This is a genomic window from Puribacter membranae, from assembly GCF_055380425.1.
The window spans coordinates 274,820-291,823 of record NZ_AP040167.1 but is presented as its reverse complement, the minus strand read 5'-3'; the positions used below and the strand labels follow the sequence as shown (position 1 = coordinate 291,823).

Below are 17,004 nucleotides of genomic sequence, written 5' to 3'. Positions count from 1 at the left end.
GTTTTAAGCCCTTCACTTACTTTTACACAAAGGACTCACATGGAATTATTTTCTTTACCGCTTATCATTTTGGTTCTCGCCATCGTCTTTGTCACGCAAGCCGTTAAAGTGGTTCCGCAACAAAGCGCGTGGGTGCTCGAACGCTTTGGTAAATACAACCGCACCCTTTTGCCCGGCCTGAACATCATTGTGCCATTTGTTGACCGCGTGGCCTATCGTCACTCGCTCAAAGAAATCCCGATGGATGTGCCGAGCCAAGTCTGTATCACCCGCGACAACACGCAATTGCAAGTAGACGGCGTGATCTATTTCCAAGTCACCGACCCGATGAAAGCCTCATACGGCTCGTCCAACTTCGTATTCGCCATCACCCAGCTGGCACAAACCAGCCTGCGTAGCGTGATCGGTAAACTCGAACTGGATCGCACCTTTGAAGAGCGTGAAATGATCAATACGCAAGTGGTCAGCGCATTGGACGAAGCGGCCGCCAACTGGGGCGTGAAAGTCTTGCGCTATGAGATCAAAGACCTCGTTCCACCGGCAGAAATTCTGCGCGCGATGCAAGCGCAAATCACCGCCGAGCGTGAAAAACGCGCGCTGATCGCCGCCTCCGAGGGTCGTAAGCAAGAGCAAATCAACATCGCCACTGGTGAACGCGAGGCCTCCATCGCCCGCTCCGAAGGTGAAAAACAAGCCGCCATCAACCGCGCGCAAGGTGAAGCCGCCGCGATTTTATCAATCGCCGAAGCGAACGCCACCGCTGTACGTCAGATTGGCGAAGCGACCCAAGCCGAAGGCGGTATGAATGCCGTGAACCTGAAAGTCGCGGAGCAATACGTCGCCGCATTCCAAAACATGGCAAAAAACAGCAATACCCTCGTCGTACCGGCCAATATGGGTGATTTGTCCACGCTCGTCACCGGCGCGATGAAAATCATCGAAAGCCAAAAGAAATAATGCACCTCATGGCTCCAATACTGTTTTTATACGATTACGAGCATTCTTGAAGAAGTCGTATGGGCTGGTGTCATACCAGCCCTTTATTTTTTAGGAGAACAATCATGACAGCACCATCCAAACACCTGCGATTCGGTTTGACCATCGCCGCTTTGGCCGCATTAGGCACGCTGAGCGCCTGTACCACCACACCAACGGCAGGCACGACAGGCACACCGGGCAAAGCGCTCGGCATTGTCATCATTCCCGTACCGGTACCGACTCCCTCTCCAACAATACCGGATGCACATACCACGCGCGACAGCGTTGATTGGCCGGGCTACTATACCGGAACAATCCCGTGCGCAAGCTGCGAAGGCATTCAAGTCTGGCTGAATTTAACCGAAGCAGGCAAAAACACCCGCTACAGCTTGGTCGAAAACTATCTGGGTAAAAAAGGCCGCGCCTTTAACAGCTCAGGCAATGCCGTTTGGCGTGCCAACGGCTCCGTGATTGACCTAAAAGGTAAAGACGAAAACCGCGCCTTGTTCATTGGCGAAAATTTTGCTGAGTTCCTGCCCCAAGGACAAAACCGCGCCACAGGTCAATCCAACTACATCCTGCACAAACAAGATAACTTCACGGCTCAGAACTGGCAACTGCTGGTTGACCCGCGCCATATACGAGTCGAACGCAAAAACGGCGTCAACTTTGTGCGCTTTCCCGCCCTGCTGAACAGCAAAAAAGTCGAACAAGGCGGCCATCGCTCATTAACCGCAAACTATGTCATTAACTGCGCGAAGAAGCAATACGACATGCCAACGGTCAAATACTATGCGCAGCCCTTTGCCACCGGTGCATTGATATACCAAAGCAATCGCAATGGCGGCAACTGGCTACCGACCAAAAATGACGGCGTTTTGCGTCAAGCGGCAGAGCAATATTGCCGATAAATCATCATCTTATACCCATTTTATAAACATGACGGGAAGTCCATCGACTTCCCGTTTGTCATAAAAAATACTGAAAAATCCGCAAAATCGGCAGCAAAACGGCTACAATGCCAGCGTCGCAAAGCCACACATTGCGACCCCCTATTTTTATCAATCACTGCTATGACATCCGCTATGTCGGCTTGCTCATATTAGGTACATCACTTGAAAAAGGATACATCATGGCATCAATCAATAAAGTCATTCTCGTTGGCAATCTGGGACGCGACCCCGAAGTACGTTACACACCGGACAACAACGCCATCACCAACATTTCCGTCGCTACCACCGACCGCTACAAAGACAAACACACCGGCGAGCAAAAAGAAATCACCGAATGGCATCGTGTCGTCTTTTTCAACCGCTTGGCCGAAATCGCCGGTGAATACCTGAAAAAAGGCTCGCAAGTCTACATCGAAGGCCGTCTGCGCACGCGCAAATGGACCGACCAATCGGGCGTGGATAAATACACCACCGAAATCATCGCCGATCAAATGCAAATGCTCGGCAGCCGCAGTGGCGGCAGCGGCGGTGGCGTGGCCTATGACGACGGCTACGGTGCACCGGCTGCCGCACCCGCTCCGGCGCGCGCACCTGCTGCGAAAAAACCTGTGGATGATTTGGAAGACGATATTCCGTTCTAATCAAACGCTTTATCAGCACACCATAAAAAATCCCCAAGCAATGCCTTGGGGATTTTTATTGACTGAATGATGGCCAAGCGACGCCAAGCCACCACCGATCCATTATTTGACTTAATAACGAACGCTGGTCGGATAAATGAACACCTCCACGCGGCGATTGGTCGCACGCCCTTGTGCCGTTTCATTACTCACGACAGGCTGGCTGGCTCCGCGACCGTACACCTGCATTTGGCTTGCGGCAACGCCTGTGCTTTCCAAATAGTTGCGCACGCTCGTTGCTCGCGCCAACGAGAGCGCTTGATTGGCCATTTCCGAGCCAACGTTATCCGTGTGTCCGATAATGACCACGCGGCTATTGCCTGAACCGGATGAGCGGATTACTCGGGATAGTTTTTCCAATGTACTCAAGTAGTTATCCCGAATCACAGCACTGCCGGTATTAAATCCGGCATCACCGGATACATTCACCCGCATGGAGCCGTCGGCCATTTTAACCATATCCAAACCGTCGGTAGTGACCGCATCGCGAATGACTTGCGAATTCGGCTCGGCAGAATCGCGCATGATTTCGGCTTTTTTATCCTCGTAGTTGTGTCCGACAATACCACCAATCAGACCGCCAATGGCTGCACCGATTACCGTGCCGTCGGTGTTTTTACCGATGACATTGCCCAATGCACCGCCAATCACCGCACCCGTACCGACCCCGATGGCCGTTTGATCTTGTCGCGTGGGCGTGGTGCTACAAGCCACCAAGCTGAGGCTGAGCGCAGCGGCTGCGGTGAGACGCATCCAATGCATCGATTTGCGGTGATTGATTGTCTGTTGTGTCATGTTCATTCCAAGGAGTTTTATATAGAAAAGCGATCAATTGATCTCGTGCTGCCATGAGATCAATTAACCGCATTCATCGCTATTGCGATGATTTACAACGATTGAAGTGGTGCAAGGATCAATATTTACGTTTATCCCAGTCGCTGCCAACTGCTGCGCCGACTGCGCCGCCAACCACTGCACCACCAACGGTGCTACCGGTTGAGCCGCCGATGGCATTACCCAAAACACCACCGATGGCAGCGCCTGTGCCCGCGCCAATGGCGGTATTGGTTTGTTGGCGTGACATGCCGCTGTTCGCGCAGCCGGTCAAAGACAACCCCATCAGTGTCACCATAGCGACAGAACCTAAAGTGCGTTTCATATTCATCCTCCGTTAAATTATCAAATACGTTATGAAATACATTATCGAATACGCCCATCATTTTTGACGGATGTATGGGCGTAATGCGTTCAAGCGTATTTTGGTTGACACGCACTGGATGGCGCTTTTGCGCACAATTGATTGCCCCGTAGTGATCCAAACTACCGTACAATACTGTTTTATAACCATCTTTTCATATCTATTGAGTCTATTGAGTCCCGCTATGCTTTATAACTGGTTAAAAATTTTACACATTGTTTTCATCGCCTCTTGGTTTGCCGGTTTGTTTTACCTGCCGCGCATTTATGTGAACTTGGCGGCGGAAACCGATAAAACCGCCTATGCCCGCTTGCTCGGTATGTCGCAGCGTCTATTCCGATTCATGACCCTCATCGCGATTCCGGCTTTGGTATTCGGCTTTTGGCTGTGGTTCTCGTTCTTCTGGGGTTCGGGCGCATGGATTCATGCCAAACTGACCCTTGTGGCCGTGGTCTGCGCGTACCATTGGTATTGTTATGTGTTGCTCAAACGCTTTGAAGCCGGACAAAACACACACTCGCACGTTTGGTATCGCTGGTTCAACGAAGCGCCGGTGATTTTGATGCTGGCAATCGTCGCATTGGCCGTCATCAAACCCTTCTGATTGCCTCATAGCTATTAACCCATCATTTGTAGCAACCGCCGGCGCATACGCCATCTGCGGTTGCTTTTTTACTCAAAAAGACACGCCACATGAGCACACCTTCCTCACTCTCCTTTTTCGCACCGTGCCCCCGTGGGCTGGAAGCCCTGCTGGTCAATGAACTGACCGCGATCAACGCAAAACACATCAAGCCAACCCACGGCGGCGTATCGTTCGCAGGCGATCTGGCCGTGCTGTACCGTGCGAATCTGCATTCGCGCATTGCCTCGCGCATTTTGCTGCGTCTGGGTGCGGCAGGCTATCGCTCGGAAGACGACATCTACAACCTCGCCTCACGCATGCCGTGGAGCAGCTATTTCAGCCCCGAACAAACCATCAAAGTCGAAGTGACCGCGATTAAATCACCACTCAAAAGTCTGGAATTCATCACTCTACGCATCAAAGACGCGGTGTGTGACTATTTCCGCGACCTGATGGACAAACGACCGAGCGTGGACACCGCCACGCCCGATGTGCGCATTTACGCCTTTTTGACTGAATTCGACGCGACGCTGTATCTGGACACCTCGGGTGAAGCGCTGTTCAAACGCGGCTGGCGCATGGACAAAGGCCGTGCGCCCTTGCGCGAGAATCTCGCTGCCGGTTTGGTCATGTTATCCGATTGGCAACCCAACCAAACCCTGCTGGACCCGATGTGCGGCAGCGGCACCATCATCATCGAAGCGGGTCTGATGGCGGCCAACATCCCGCCGGGCATGAACCGCTCATTTGCGTTTGAGCGCTATCGCGGTCTGGATAAAAGCCTGTGGCAAAAGATCAAAAACGACGTCAAAATCGATAAAACCCCGCGCGCGCTCTACGCCTCGGACATCAGCGCACACGCGGTCAACGATATGGCCAACAATCTACAACGCGCCGGATTGCCGTTCCCCGTCGCTTTTGAGCAGAACAACGCGCTGTCCGTCATGCCACCTGCGGCGAGCGGTGTCATGGTCTGCAACCCGCCGTATGGCGAGCGCATCGACGTCACCACGGCGGACGAAACCGCGGTATTTTTCAAACAGTGGGCGGATCATTTGAAAGCACATTACGCCGGCTGGAATGCTTATATTTTGACCAGCGACCGCGATACGCCGAAATACATGCGTCTGTCGGCCAGCAAAAAAACACCGCTGTTCAACGGTGCGCTGGATTGTCGCCTGTTTGAATTCAAGATGGTCGCCGGCAGCGCGCGCAAGCCCAAAGCCCATGCGCCGGTTGATGAGGCGCAATAAATCTTCACTCATTGACAATCCCATAAAAAACCTCGGCTCATTCGAGACCGAGGTTTTTTTATGGGCACAACAAGAACTCTATAACTCAACGGCTTACTGAATAATTTCCAACAATTCCAATTTATCCTTCACCTCAAAAATCGAAATTGCTCCGTTTTTGATATCGCCTTTTTGATCAAACGCAATTGGCCCGATCAAGCCGACGAAATTGACCTTGGGCATGGCCGCGGCGATGGCTTCCGGTTCAACCGAGTTGGCGATCTTCATGGCTTCGACAATCGCGTAGGTCGCATCATAGGCAAAAGGTGAATAAATCTGCACCTTTTGTCCTGGAAAGGTTTTTTCGTAATTCGCGTTGAACTCAGCGCCTTTGGGCATTTTGGACAACGGCATACCCGCTTGCGAGCAAATCACTCCTTTGCCCGCCGCGCCGGACAGCTCAATGAATTTGTCCGTACACACGCCATCGGCTGAAGCCAATTGGCTGTGCATCCCCAATTCCTTCATCTGTTTGACCAAGGTTGCTGCGGTGTCGTCCATCCCGCCCCAGAAAATATAATCGGGGTTTAAACCTTTAACTTTGGTCAACAGCGCTTTGAAATCTGCGGTTTTGTCGTTCACCGCTTCACGCGCCAACACGTTCACGCCTGCGTCTTTCATGGCTTTTTCAAACTGATCGGCCAATCCTTTACCGTACTGCGTCGCGTCATCAATCACGGCGATGCTTTTCACGCCTTGCTTGGACAAATATTTGGCCAGCGCTGGCGCTTGCTCGGTATCGGTCGCCACTACGCGGTAGGCACTGACCGAGCCTTGAGGCGTGCGTTTGCTTTTCAAGGTGTAATCGGGGTCGGTGGATGCCGGCGAAACCTGTACCAATCCGGCGGCGCTGTAAATTGCGTTGGCGGGGATGGATACGCCGGAGTTATCATGCCCGACCACGGCGGCAACTTTCGCATCAACTAATTTTTGCGCCACAATCGTGCCCTGTTTCGGGTCGCTGGCGTCGTCTTCGCCAATCATCACCAACTTGACCTTTTTGCCACCGATCACCAAGTCGCCTTTGGCATTGATGTCGTTGATCGCCAACTGCACGCCGTTTTCATTGTCTTTGCCAATATGCGCGATGCCACCGGTTTTCGGCTCGCCGCTGCCAATTTTGACGCAGATTTCATCTGCGGCCAACATGCCGCAGGCCGATTTACCGCCGCCTTCGCTTGCTTTATTCGCGCCGCTGCAGCCGACCAGCAGCAGTCCCAACATCAACGGTAGTGTTTGTTTAACCATCATAATTATTCTCTTTTCTATGCCTTGTTGTTCAAATTCAAAGTAATTATCGCGCCCGAAGGCGCGATAAGCGTGTTGCATCATCCGTTCATCCGAATATGAATCCGACTGCGAAGCCGAATCATTCGATTATTTGATGATGTCAATCACTTCGAGTTTGTCCTTGACTTCAAAAATCGAGATCGCGCCGTTTTTGATGTCGCCTTTTTCGTCAAATGCGATCGGACCGATCAGACCTTCGATCGCCACTTTTGGCATGGCCGCAGCGATGGCTTCCGGCTCAACCGAATTGGCTTGCTTCATCGCCGCTACAATCGCGTACACCGCGTCGTAGGCGAACGGTGCGTACACCTGAACTTTTTGACCCGGGAAGGCTTTTTCGTAATTGGCGCTGAACTCTGCGCCTTTCGGCATTTTTTCCAACGGCATACCGGCTTGCGAACAAATCGCGCCTTTACCCGCTGCGCCGGACAGCTCCATGAATTTGCTGGTACAAATACCGTCGGCACCGGCGAATTGGCTGGTCAAGCCCAGCTCTTTCAACTGTTTCACCAAAGTCGCGCCGGTATCGTCCATACCGCCCCAGAAAATATAATCCGGGTTCATGCCTTTGATTTTGGTCAACAAGGCTTTGAAATCCGAAGTTTTGTCCGTGGTCGCTTCGCGCGCTACCACCGTGGTGCCGGCGGCTTTCATGCTTTGTTCCACCTGATCGGCCAAGCCTTTGCCGTATTGGGTTGAGTCGTCAATGATCGCAATGGTTTTCACGCCTTTGTTCAGCATGTATTTGGCCATCGCCGGACCTTGCTGCGCATCGGTGGCGACCACACGGTAGGAGCTGACCGAGCCTTTCGGGGTTTTGTTGGATTTCAAGGTGTAGGTCGGGTCGGTGGATGAAGGCGATACCTGCACCAAGCCCGCCGCGCTGTACACCGCGTTCGCCGGAATGCTCACGCCGGAGGTCGCATGACCCACTACCGCCGCAACTTTCGCATCCACTAACTTTTGCGCCACGGTAGTGCCTTGTTTCGGATCAGCGCCATCGTCTTCGCCGATCAAGGCCAATTTTACTTTTTTACCGCCGATGACCAGATCACCTTTGGCGTTGATTTCGTTGATAGCCAACTGAGCGCCGTTTTCATTGTCTTTACCAATATGCGCAATCCCGCCGGATTTCGGCTCGCCGCTACCGATTTTGACGCAAATCTCGTCTGCCGCCAATTTACCGCACGCACTGCCGGCACCATCAGCCGATTGACCACCGCCACACGCACTCAAAGCCAGCGCCAGAACAGACACCACGGGTAAAAATTTATGAATTTTAGACATAACACTTCCTCAGCTATTTAAATAAAATCTTTTAAAAAAACCTTTATCAACAGTTCAAACCATATGATTTTAGTGATAAGGCTATGATTATCCCCCAAATAATCACTGATTTAAAGCAGTAATCCAAACTTAAACCCGATTCACGCGCTAAAACCACCGAATCATTCAAAAATCCCACACATCTGTTGCTATTTCAGGCTATGCCGCAATGTCGCCCAGTCCTTCAAACACTGTTACAAAACGATAAGATTCTCCAAGGTCTGTCTGGATATGGGCGGCTTATAATACGCACCGTCATGAATTTTTTATCTATCTGCGGAGGTTCGTATGAAATACACCCGCGCTCAAGCCAAACGCATCTTGCGCGACAACTGGTACCACCTGAGCATGAATGAGCGTGAATTTTTGGAACAGGTTTTGGATAAAACGGTTCAGCCACGCGATCTGAATAAAGAGCTGACCGATCAGCGTACCTTTGGCGAACGAGTGGCCGATAAAGTCGCAGAATTTGGCGGCTCATGGACTTTTATCATGCTATTCGCCTGTTTTTTACTGTCATGGGCGCTGATCAACACCGTGGTTTTACTCAAAAACGCGTTTGATCCCTACCCCTATATTTTTCTCAATCTGCTGCTGTCCATGCTCGCCGCCATCCAAGCGCCGATCATCATGATGTCACAAAACCGCCAGAGCAAACGCGACCGACTGGACGCCGAGATTGACCACGAGGTCAATGTGCGCTCGGAGCTCACGCTGTACCATCTGAACAAACAAATTCACCGCATTGAAGACAAATTGGACGCAATAACAGGGCAATTGGCGTTGTCAAATGAGCCTGCCGAATCAATATCGAATGACAAAAAAGCACACCGCTAATGAAGTGTGCTTTTTAACAACCAGTCAATCAGTCAAATGAATTATTTAAACTCAGGCTTGCGTTTCTCGATAAACGCCGCCATGCCCTCTTTTTGATCCGCCGTGCCAAACAGGCTGTGGAAACCTCGGCGCTCAAACAACAAACCTTGCGCCAACGTGCTTTCAAACGCCTGATTCACCGCCTCCTTCGCCATCATGACCGAAATTTTGCCATAGCCGGCAATGGTTTGCGCCATTTTCAAGGCTTCACTTTGCAACTGATCGGCCGCAACGACGCGCGCGACCAGTCCCGAGCGCTCGGCCTCATCCGCACCCATCATGCGACCGGTCAACACCATATCCATGGCTTTGGCTTTACCCACCGCACGAGTCAGGCGCTGCGTACCGCCCGCACCCGGAATCACACCGAGCTTGATTTCCGGCTGGCCAAATTGCGCGGTATCAGCGGCAATAATCGTGTCGCAACTCATCGCCAATTCACAGCCGCCACCCAGTGCAAAGCCCGCAACCGCAGCAATAATCGGTTTACGCATACGCGCGACCTCATCCCAATTGCGCGAGATGAAATTGCCCGCATAAGCAGTCTCGAAATCCAAAGCGGCCATTGCCTTGATATCCGCGCCGGCGGCAAACGCCTTTTCACTGCCGGTAATGATGATCGCGCCAATGCGTGCGTCGGCTTCAAAAGCCAGCAATGCCTGCGCCAATTCATCCATCAGCGCATCATTGAGTGCATTGAGCTGCTGCGGGCGGTTCAATGTAATCCGCCCAACGGTATCCAGGTGCTCCACCGTGATATTTTGAAAGTCCATTTGCTATCCTTTATGCAGTCAACAGTCATTAAAAACAGAGATCTTCTTGGATCATCGTCTTCATTTTAACCGATGATGCGCATAAGATGAGATTTGTTTTCCGAACGTTGGATCGCGCTGCATCCTCGCACGCTTTATGCCAAAATGATGGAATCTATTATTCGACTGTATTGGCTCAACCCATGAATACTGCTGTTTTGCATTACACCATCACACCCCACCCACACCAACACAGCTTTCATGTGCGATTGTGTATCATGGGAAACCACCCGTCTGGTGTGACTTTGGCCTTACCCAACTGGATTGCAGGCAGCTACATGATTCGCGATTTTGCGCGGCATATTGTTTCGATTCGCGCCTATAACAATGATGGACAAAGCATTGCCCTCACATCTGTGAACCAATTTAGCTGGCAGAGCGCCGGATTTTCCACGGCGTTATATGTGGAATACGAGGTCTTTGCGCACGACCCATCGGTACGCACCGCCTATTTGGATACCGAAACCGGCTTTTTCAACGCCACTTCACTGTGCCTGAGCATTGCCGAATACGCCAAACAGCCGCACGCACTCACTGTGCGCGCGCCGGAGCATACGCAAGAATGGCAGATCGCCACACAACTGTCGCGCGCCGACGCCACCCCCGAATACGGCTTTGGCGACTATTTTGCAGCCAACTACGACGAGCTGGCTGATCGCCCCGTGCGCATGGGGCGGCTCAATATGCTCCAATTTACCATCTACGGCGTATCGCATACCGTGGCGCTGTCAGGTGAATTTGATCATTTAAATACGCAGCGTTTGGGCAAAGACATCCAAGCCATCTGTGCCGAGCAACTGCGCCTATTTGAACCGAATATCCAGCACACCGGCCAAGCGCCGTTCGCCTCTTATCTATTCATGGTGGATGTCCGCGCATCGGGCTACGGTGGACTGGAGCACCGCGACAGCACCGCTTTGCTGTGTTCGCGCGAGAGTCTACCGAGCATCGCGGACACCGAAAACACGCGCCGCCCGGCGTATATCGAATTTTTGGGTTTGGTCAGCCATGAATACTTCCACAGTTGGAACGTCAAACGCATCAAACCGGCCCACTTCGTGGACTACGATTTAAGCCAGCCGACCGATACCTCGTTGCTGTGGTTTTTTGAAGGCGTCACGAGCTACTACGACGATTTGATTTTGCACCGCGCCGGTATTTTGAACGAAGCGCAGTATTTCGATTTACTCAATCGCAATGTAGACAGCGTGTTTCGCCAGCGTGCACAACTGCGTCAAACCGTCACCGATGCAGGTTTTTACGCGTGGACGAAATACTATCAGCCGACAGAAAATACACCCAATGCCAATGTGAATTACTATGTCAAAGGCTGTTTGATCGCGCTGTGTATCGACCTGTTCATTCGCCACAACAGCCGCGACCATTTCAGTTTGGACGATGTGATGCGCCAATTGTGGCAAGAGTTTGGCCGCAATTTTTACCACACCGACGCGCCGCGCGGTGTGACTTTGGCCGATATTCAGGCTGCGATTGAGCGTTTTGCCGGCGGCTCGGTACAAGATTTATTGTATGTCGCGCTGTACACTACGCAGGTATTGCCGCTGAATTTGCTCCTGCTCACGCAAGGCTTGCACCTGAAATACAGCCCGCCCCTATCACCCGAATTGGGCGCTGCGTTGAAAAAAACCGCCGAGGGCTGGCTGGTTGAGCGCGTTGCCTCGGACAGCATGGCCGAGCGCGCAGGCATTGCACCGCAGGATGTTTTGATTGCTCTGAATCGATTTAAATTGAATCAAAAACCGGACGAGCTATTGGCCAATCATTCACGCAATGCGACGATACCCCTGTCCTTTTGGCGCGACGGCGTGCTGCACAACACCACCCTGCTCAACCGCATCTTTCCCACGCAATTGGGGCACTTTAAAATCGAAACCTCACCGCGCGCATTCAAGCTGACGACTTGGCCGAAATCTTTAGCTATCATCTAAGTCAAACAAACATTATTAAAATAAGAACTCCCTATCCAACTGCTAAGAATTGAATAGGGAGTAGTTTACTACTGACTTGCTATACTATATAACCAAGTTACTGCGCGACAGAAGATGGTTTTTTATAATTTGGATGATAAGGCCCAGGTAAAATTGATTTATCTCTCCCCGCGGACAATAACTGCTGATTGACCACTCCTGCGACAGAATATGAGTGATCCCGCACATTGCTGCTAATTTGGTTAACCACTGCACCAATCAGTGCACCAAATAAACCATTATTGTTGCCGTCATTTGAGCCAACTCGCGCTGAAGCAGACCCACTCCACAGCTCAATACCTGTACGAACATCAACCAAGCGAGCCTTTGTACTGACCAAAGTAACGCTTTCAATCACTTGATATTTTGTTCCATATTCTATGACATCAAGATACAAAACGGCATCAGGATTATAAATATCCCCCAGTTTCTTTAAGCTTACATTTTGAATTTCATTACCGATCGTTAAACCATTTGACTTAAATGTTTCATTGACCAGAGCAACTGGGAATACATAATAACCAGATTCTGCCAACGGCTTAGTCGTCTGAGCCAAGACCCCAAAAGGAGCTTTAATATTCACCGATTGGTTACTCGGCAGCACCACTAAAATTGATTTCGGGTCACTTTTTTGAAAAGCAGAGTAATCATATGGTTGAGTCGGAGTGGTTTGACAAGCAGAAATAAAAACGGAAACAGCAATAGGGAGGAGTAATGTTTTCAATTTCCACATTTTATTGCCCCACTTTCATATTTTTTATCACAAAATCAATGTAGTTAGCAGACTCAGGGTATGAGTTTTTTTCTAACTCCAAATATTTTTTAGCCGCATCAGCTTGACCAACCTTCGCATACAACATGCCCAAGTGCGCGTAACTTCCTGGAGCAGGTTTCAAACCTTTAGCCTGTGCTTCAGTAAAATATTGTTCCATTTTTGTCACTTGATCCGACACAGACTTAGCATCATCAAGCGATTGATACTGTAAACTTTCAAAGCCACCCCAGTAATACAGAGGGGTAACTTTGCTGCCTGTGGCACAGGCAGTTAATAACACACTTGCCGTAAGTACGAATAAGAAATTTTTCATAATCATTAATTCCCTTGTGGATTCCACTGGCCTTGCTCAAGCGCAGCAACCAGATTATTTACCGCTTCACGAATAGCCAAGTCCAAAACTTTTCCATTTAAGGTTGCATCGTAGCTGGCCGTACCACCGGTGCCCAAAACTTCACGATTAGACAGCTTGAATTCTCCCGCACCTTGACTTGAGTAAACAATTTCTGAGGTTTTGACATCAACAATGTTAAAAGTAACTTTGGCATACGCAACTTGAGTCTTACCCTGTCCCAAAATGCCAAACAACTGCTGATCTCCTACTTCTTTACGGCCAAATTCAGTAATATCACCGGTAACAACGTAACGAGCACCCTTAATCTGTTGTGCTGTCTTTTTAAAATCTGCTTCTGCTTTTAATTCATCCATGTTCGTTCTATCTAAAACAACAAAACGTCCTGTTTGCTGTAGATGAGACATTAAAATTGTTTTTGCTTGATTACCCAAGCGATCAGAACCAGAGGCAAAAATCCCGCCACTCATACTACGATTATCAAATTTACCCACAACCAATTGAGTTTTTAGACCACTGTACGATTGTTGGTATGTATTAACTTTCGGTACTTCCAACACTTGAGATGTCTCCGTTGCACATCCAGCCAAAATCAAGAACCCCAAAGATGCAAAAAGCAACTTAATACTCATAAAACCTCCAAATAATTACGATTGACCGCTCCAAACCCTCAAATTGATTTATTTTTGAGGAATTATGGAGACGGTTCATTATACATAAAAACCACAAATTCCCGAAAAAATCACGCGTCGCGGTGGAAAATCAGCTGATGCACGCCATTTTTCGCGGTCTGTTCATCAACGAAGTAGTAGCCGTCTTCACTGAATGTTTTTAAACCATCCGCTGTATCAATTTGATTTTGCACGACAAAGCGTGCCATCGTGCCGCGTGCGCGTTTGGCAAAAAAGCTGATGATTTTGTAGCTGCCGCTTTTTTGGTCTTTGAACACGGGCGCGACCACCGGCACATGCAAAGCTTTGAGTGGAATCGCTTTGAAATATTCCTCCGACGCGAGGTTAATCAGCACTTTGTGTTTGTGCGTCGCCAATTCGGCATTGAGCTGCTTGACCAACTGCTCGCCCCAAAACGCATATAAATCCTTGCCTTTCGGATTATTGAGCGCCGTCCCCATTTCCAGACGATAGGCTTGCAGCAAATCCAGCGGACGCAAAATGCCGTACAAACCGGACAAAATCCGAACCCGCGCCTGCGCCTGCTTTAACTCCGCCACGGTCATGTTTTTGGCATCCAATCCGTCATAAACATCGCCGTTAAAGGCCAGAATCGCCGGTTTGGCGTTGTCCAAGGTGAATGTTTCCGACCATTCGGCATTGCGCGCCACATTCAGCGTCGCCAATTTATCGGAAATCGACATGAGCTGCGCCAATTGCGGTACATCGAGTTTGCGCAGCAGTTGATTGAGCTGTTTGGCTTGTACGACGAATTGTGGTTGGGTGGCCAATTGGGCAATATTTGCGGGCGTCGCGCTTTCAAAATCAAGGCTTTTTGCGGGTGAAAGAACGGTCAACATAGCGGTGCTCCGATAAAAACAAGTGTCTCAATTAGGTGGATTTCTGCGCCGTTGTCAAGCATTGCTGATAACGGCGATTGACCGAGTTCGCGTACCACTCGGTGGTTAAATTACGGGTGATTTTTTCGCTTTTCAGGCTGATTTTCGGAATTTGCTGGGCAATCGGCGCGCCGTATTTTTGCTGGTACAGTTGCGCCACCGTTCGGTAGGTGGTGCTTTGCTCAAAGTCCAAGCTTTTTTCCAAAGCCAAATCCTGAGCGATGGTCTGTGCGCTGATATTCGGCATTTTTTTGGCAAACAACTGTTGCAGCGCCGCTTCCGTTTGCGATGTGCTTTTGTTTGGATCGCCCTCAGCGCGGTGGTTAATCAGATCACCATCCGCAGCCAAAGGCTTCGCCGCCAATTTCGCCACCATCGCCTGAAATCCCGCATTGCGGCTGGCGTAATGCCCTGCGTTGTAATCGGCAAAACGATACAGCATCTGCTCATAATGCGTTGGGTAGTAGAACAAATGCGCGGTACCAAACAACACGCCGCCTTTACGCGTGTACAGCGTCTCGCGCATATTCAGGCTCGACTGTCCCAATTGCGCGGCGACGCGGCGGGCGTAATCAATCGACACCTGCATCGAGCCGACCGTGCCGACCACATCGTCCACACCCTTGCCAAATTGGCTCAAAATCGGGCCGGTGAATTTAGAAGCAGTGAACTCGGCGTACCAGTTGGCCATATCGCGTTCGGTTTTCACCAACGCAATGCCTTCGCGAAAGGTCTTGCCATTGGCCATCGGCTGATCCAAGCGCATGCCCAAAGCCAGTCTGACCGCGATATTCTCTTCCATCTTCTTGATTTTGTTGGCCAGCAGCTTGCTCAGTCCGGGAACCGCAGGATCGACTTTATAACCGCTCTCCTGCTCAATCACCGCCATCACCGCGCAGGCCGACTCATTGGTGCGCACCATACCGACGGTGTCCAAACTACTCAGTACATCGCTCACCCACGCCTGCGCGTCAGCCTCATTCAGACGATGCGAATGCTGAATCATCTTTGTAAACACCGCATCCGGCGCGATCAAGCGCGGTTGGTCATTCGTTTGATGCACTTGATCGCACGCCGCCAAGCCAAGCATGGCTAATACACATGCAAGACCCACAGAACCACGAAATCGCCCAATCATCAGTGCAGCCTCAGGTTTTTGCCGGTGCATTTTGGCGTTTATACGCCCACCACAGCAACACGGCTCCGGCCACAATCATCGGCAACGATAACAATTGACCCATCGAAAATCCGGCAAACAGGCCCAGAAAGTCGTCCGGCTCGCGCGCAAATTCAGCGATAAAGCGCAACACGCCGTAGCCAATCAAAAATACCGCCGAGACCGCCATCATCGGGCGGATTTTGCGCGCATACAGCCATAAAATCACGAACAGCAACAAGCCTTCACCCAAAAACTGGTAAATCTGCGACGGATGGCGCGGCAGCATCAGATAGTCCCCCACCTGCTGCAACAGCGTCGCGCTTTGCGGATGTGCAGTGACATACAGCACATCCGCCTCATTCGCCTGTGGAAACAGCATCAACCACGGATAATTCGCGCCGGAGACACGTCCCCACAATTCGCCATTGATAAAATTGCCCAAGCGCCCCGCCGCCAAGCCAAGTGGCACCAGCGGAGCGATAAAATCCGTCACTTCCCAAAAATTACGACGGGTTTTGCGCGCGTACCAAATCATCGCGACCAATACGCCCAAAAATCCGCCGTGGAACGACATACCGCCCTGCCAAACCTTGAAAATATCGCCCGGATTGGTCAAAAATTCCGCCGGTTTATAAAACAACACATAGCCCAAACGCCCGCCGAGAATCACGCCCAGTACGCCATAAAACAAGATATCGTCCAACTCGATCGGCTTGAACCCGAGCAAAGGCATTTTTTTCGCGCGGTATTTACCCACGAACAAAAACATCAAAAACGCCGCCAAATAGGTCAGGCCGTACCAATGCACCGGCCAACCGCCTTCGCCGCCAATTGAAAAAGCCACCGGATCAAACTGTGGGTGAATCAGAGCCATAAATATCCTTATTGATTATTCGTCTACATCTACTCAAAGATGGATGAAGCACGCATACTCTTTGCTACACAACCGTGCTGATTGATAAAAGCCAAACAGCAAGCGATTATTTTTGCATACATCATGCGCCATTCATTCCCTTACGGTAGAATACCGTCCTACATTGTACCGATGTCGCCTGCTTTTTTCAGGCATTTAGCGCGCTTTCATGCGGCGCCTGAAAACCGATGCGGGCGGCCGATGAACGCACGTTTTA

The 17,004-nt window shown here is 50.6% G+C and carries 18 protein-coding genes; 7 read left to right on the top strand and 11 right to left on the bottom strand.

The window, feature by feature from the left end; translation table 11 throughout:
- The first annotated feature begins 39 nt into the window (after nucleotides 1-39).
- The 3 genes from ACZ41M_RS01375 (at nucleotide 40) to ssb (ending at nucleotide 2,572) form a co-directional block, all read left to right on the top strand.
- A complete protein-coding gene (locus ACZ41M_RS01375; protein ID WP_464730639.1) occupies nucleotides 40-957 on the top strand; it encodes an SPFH domain-containing protein in 918 nt (305 codons plus the stop codon).
- Between the two features lie 104 nt (nucleotides 958-1,061).
- On the top strand, nucleotides 1,062-1,889 hold the full coding sequence (locus ACZ41M_RS01370) for a copper resistance protein NlpE (protein WP_464730640.1): 828 nt from the start codon (nucleotides 1,062-1,064) through the stop codon (nucleotides 1,887-1,889).
- Between the two features lie 221 nt (nucleotides 1,890-2,110).
- The gene (ssb, locus tag ACZ41M_RS01365) at nucleotides 2,111-2,572 is read left to right on the top strand and encodes a single-stranded DNA-binding protein (protein ID WP_464730641.1); all 462 of its coding nucleotides are present in this window, start codon (nucleotides 2,111-2,113) and stop codon (nucleotides 2,570-2,572) included.
- A 111-nt stretch (nucleotides 2,573-2,683) separates the two neighbouring features.
- On the opposite strand, the gene ACZ41M_RS01360 is transcribed toward ssb, so the two are convergent.
- Both ACZ41M_RS01360 and ACZ41M_RS01355 read right to left on the bottom strand, forming a co-directional pair.
- Nucleotides 2,684-3,406 carry an OmpA family protein gene (locus ACZ41M_RS01360; protein WP_464730642.1) on the bottom strand — a complete coding sequence of 241 codons (723 nt, stop codon included), beginning with the start codon at nucleotides 3,404-3,406 and terminating at the stop codon, nucleotides 2,684-2,686.
- Nucleotides 3,407-3,524: 118 nt separating this feature from the next.
- Nucleotides 3,525-3,770 (bottom strand): glycine zipper domain-containing protein, encoded by a 246-nt coding sequence (locus ACZ41M_RS01355; RefSeq protein ID WP_464730643.1) that lies wholly within the window; start codon nucleotides 3,768-3,770, stop codon nucleotides 3,525-3,527.
- A gap of 223 nt (nucleotides 3,771-3,993) precedes the next feature.
- Here ACZ41M_RS01355 and ACZ41M_RS01350 point away from each other — a divergent pair, with 223 nt between their 5' ends.
- A complete protein-coding gene (locus ACZ41M_RS01350) occupies nucleotides 3,994-4,413 on the top strand; it encodes a CopD family protein (protein ID WP_464730644.1) in 420 nt (139 codons plus the stop codon).
- Between the two features lie 89 nt (nucleotides 4,414-4,502).
- Nucleotides 4,503-5,687 (top strand): THUMP domain-containing class I SAM-dependent RNA methyltransferase, encoded by a 1,185-nt coding sequence (locus ACZ41M_RS01345; RefSeq protein WP_464730645.1) that lies wholly within the window; start codon nucleotides 4,503-4,505, stop codon nucleotides 5,685-5,687.
- 93 nt (nucleotides 5,688-5,780) lie between these two features.
- Here the strand turns inward: ACZ41M_RS01345 and ACZ41M_RS01340 are convergent, their stop codons facing one another.
- Together ACZ41M_RS01340 and ACZ41M_RS01335 are read right to left on the bottom strand one after the other, a co-directional pair.
- On the bottom strand, nucleotides 5,781-6,977 hold the full coding sequence (locus ACZ41M_RS01340; RefSeq protein WP_464730646.1) for a branched-chain amino acid ABC transporter substrate-binding protein: 1,197 nt from the start codon (nucleotides 6,975-6,977) through the stop codon (nucleotides 5,781-5,783).
- A 126-nt stretch (nucleotides 6,978-7,103) separates the two neighbouring features.
- Nucleotides 7,104-8,303, bottom strand: a complete 1,200-nt coding sequence (locus ACZ41M_RS01335) for a branched-chain amino acid ABC transporter substrate-binding protein (protein WP_464730647.1) — start codon at nucleotides 8,301-8,303, stop codon at nucleotides 7,104-7,106.
- A 327-nt stretch (nucleotides 8,304-8,630) separates the two neighbouring features.
- Here ACZ41M_RS01335 and ACZ41M_RS01330 point away from each other — a divergent pair, with 327 nt between their 5' ends.
- The gene (locus ACZ41M_RS01330; RefSeq protein WP_464730648.1) at nucleotides 8,631-9,179 is read left to right on the top strand and encodes a DUF1003 domain-containing protein; all 549 of its coding nucleotides are present in this window, start codon (nucleotides 8,631-8,633) and stop codon (nucleotides 9,177-9,179) included.
- Between the two features lie 41 nt (nucleotides 9,180-9,220).
- On the opposite strand, the gene ACZ41M_RS01325 is transcribed toward ACZ41M_RS01330, so the two are convergent.
- A complete protein-coding gene (locus ACZ41M_RS01325) occupies nucleotides 9,221-9,991 on the bottom strand; it encodes an enoyl-CoA hydratase (RefSeq protein ID WP_464730649.1) in 771 nt (256 codons plus the stop codon).
- Nucleotides 9,992-10,173: 182 nt separating this feature from the next.
- Here ACZ41M_RS01325 and ACZ41M_RS01320 point away from each other — a divergent pair, with 182 nt between their 5' ends.
- Nucleotides 10,174-11,979: a M61 family metallopeptidase gene (locus ACZ41M_RS01320; protein WP_464730650.1), complete on the top strand. Its 1,806-nt coding sequence runs from the start codon at nucleotides 10,174-10,176 to the stop codon at nucleotides 11,977-11,979.
- Between the two features lie 97 nt (nucleotides 11,980-12,076).
- Here ACZ41M_RS01320 and ACZ41M_RS01315 read toward each other — a convergent pair whose 3' ends face one another.
- From ACZ41M_RS01315 to lgt, 6 genes are all read right to left on the bottom strand, one after another.
- On the bottom strand, nucleotides 12,077-12,751 hold the full coding sequence (locus ACZ41M_RS01315; RefSeq protein WP_464730651.1) for a DUF799 domain-containing protein: 675 nt from the start codon (nucleotides 12,749-12,751) through the stop codon (nucleotides 12,077-12,079).
- Between the two features lies 1 nt (nucleotide 12,752).
- Complete coding sequence (locus tag ACZ41M_RS01310) at nucleotides 12,753-13,106, bottom strand: DUF4810 domain-containing protein (RefSeq protein ID WP_464730652.1); 354 nt, start codon at nucleotides 13,104-13,106, stop codon at nucleotides 12,753-12,755.
- Between the two features lie 5 nt (nucleotides 13,107-13,111).
- Complete coding sequence (locus ACZ41M_RS01305; RefSeq protein WP_464730653.1) at nucleotides 13,112-13,777, bottom strand: CsgG/HfaB family protein; 666 nt, start codon at nucleotides 13,775-13,777, stop codon at nucleotides 13,112-13,114.
- Nucleotides 13,778-13,887: 110 nt separating this feature from the next.
- The gene (gene yaaA / locus ACZ41M_RS01300; protein WP_464730654.1) at nucleotides 13,888-14,676 is read right to left on the bottom strand and encodes a peroxide stress protein YaaA; all 789 of its coding nucleotides are present in this window, start codon (nucleotides 14,674-14,676) and stop codon (nucleotides 13,888-13,890) included.
- Nucleotides 14,677-14,707: 31 nt separating this feature from the next.
- A complete protein-coding gene (locus tag ACZ41M_RS01295) occupies nucleotides 14,708-15,853 on the bottom strand; it encodes a DUF1615 family protein (RefSeq protein WP_464730655.1) in 1,146 nt (381 codons plus the stop codon).
- Nucleotides 15,854-15,863: 10 nt separating this feature from the next.
- Nucleotides 15,864-16,748 (bottom strand): prolipoprotein diacylglyceryl transferase, encoded by an 885-nt coding sequence (gene lgt, locus ACZ41M_RS01290; RefSeq protein ID WP_464730656.1) that lies wholly within the window; start codon nucleotides 16,746-16,748, stop codon nucleotides 15,864-15,866.
- Nucleotides 16,749-17,004 lie beyond the last annotated feature (256 nt).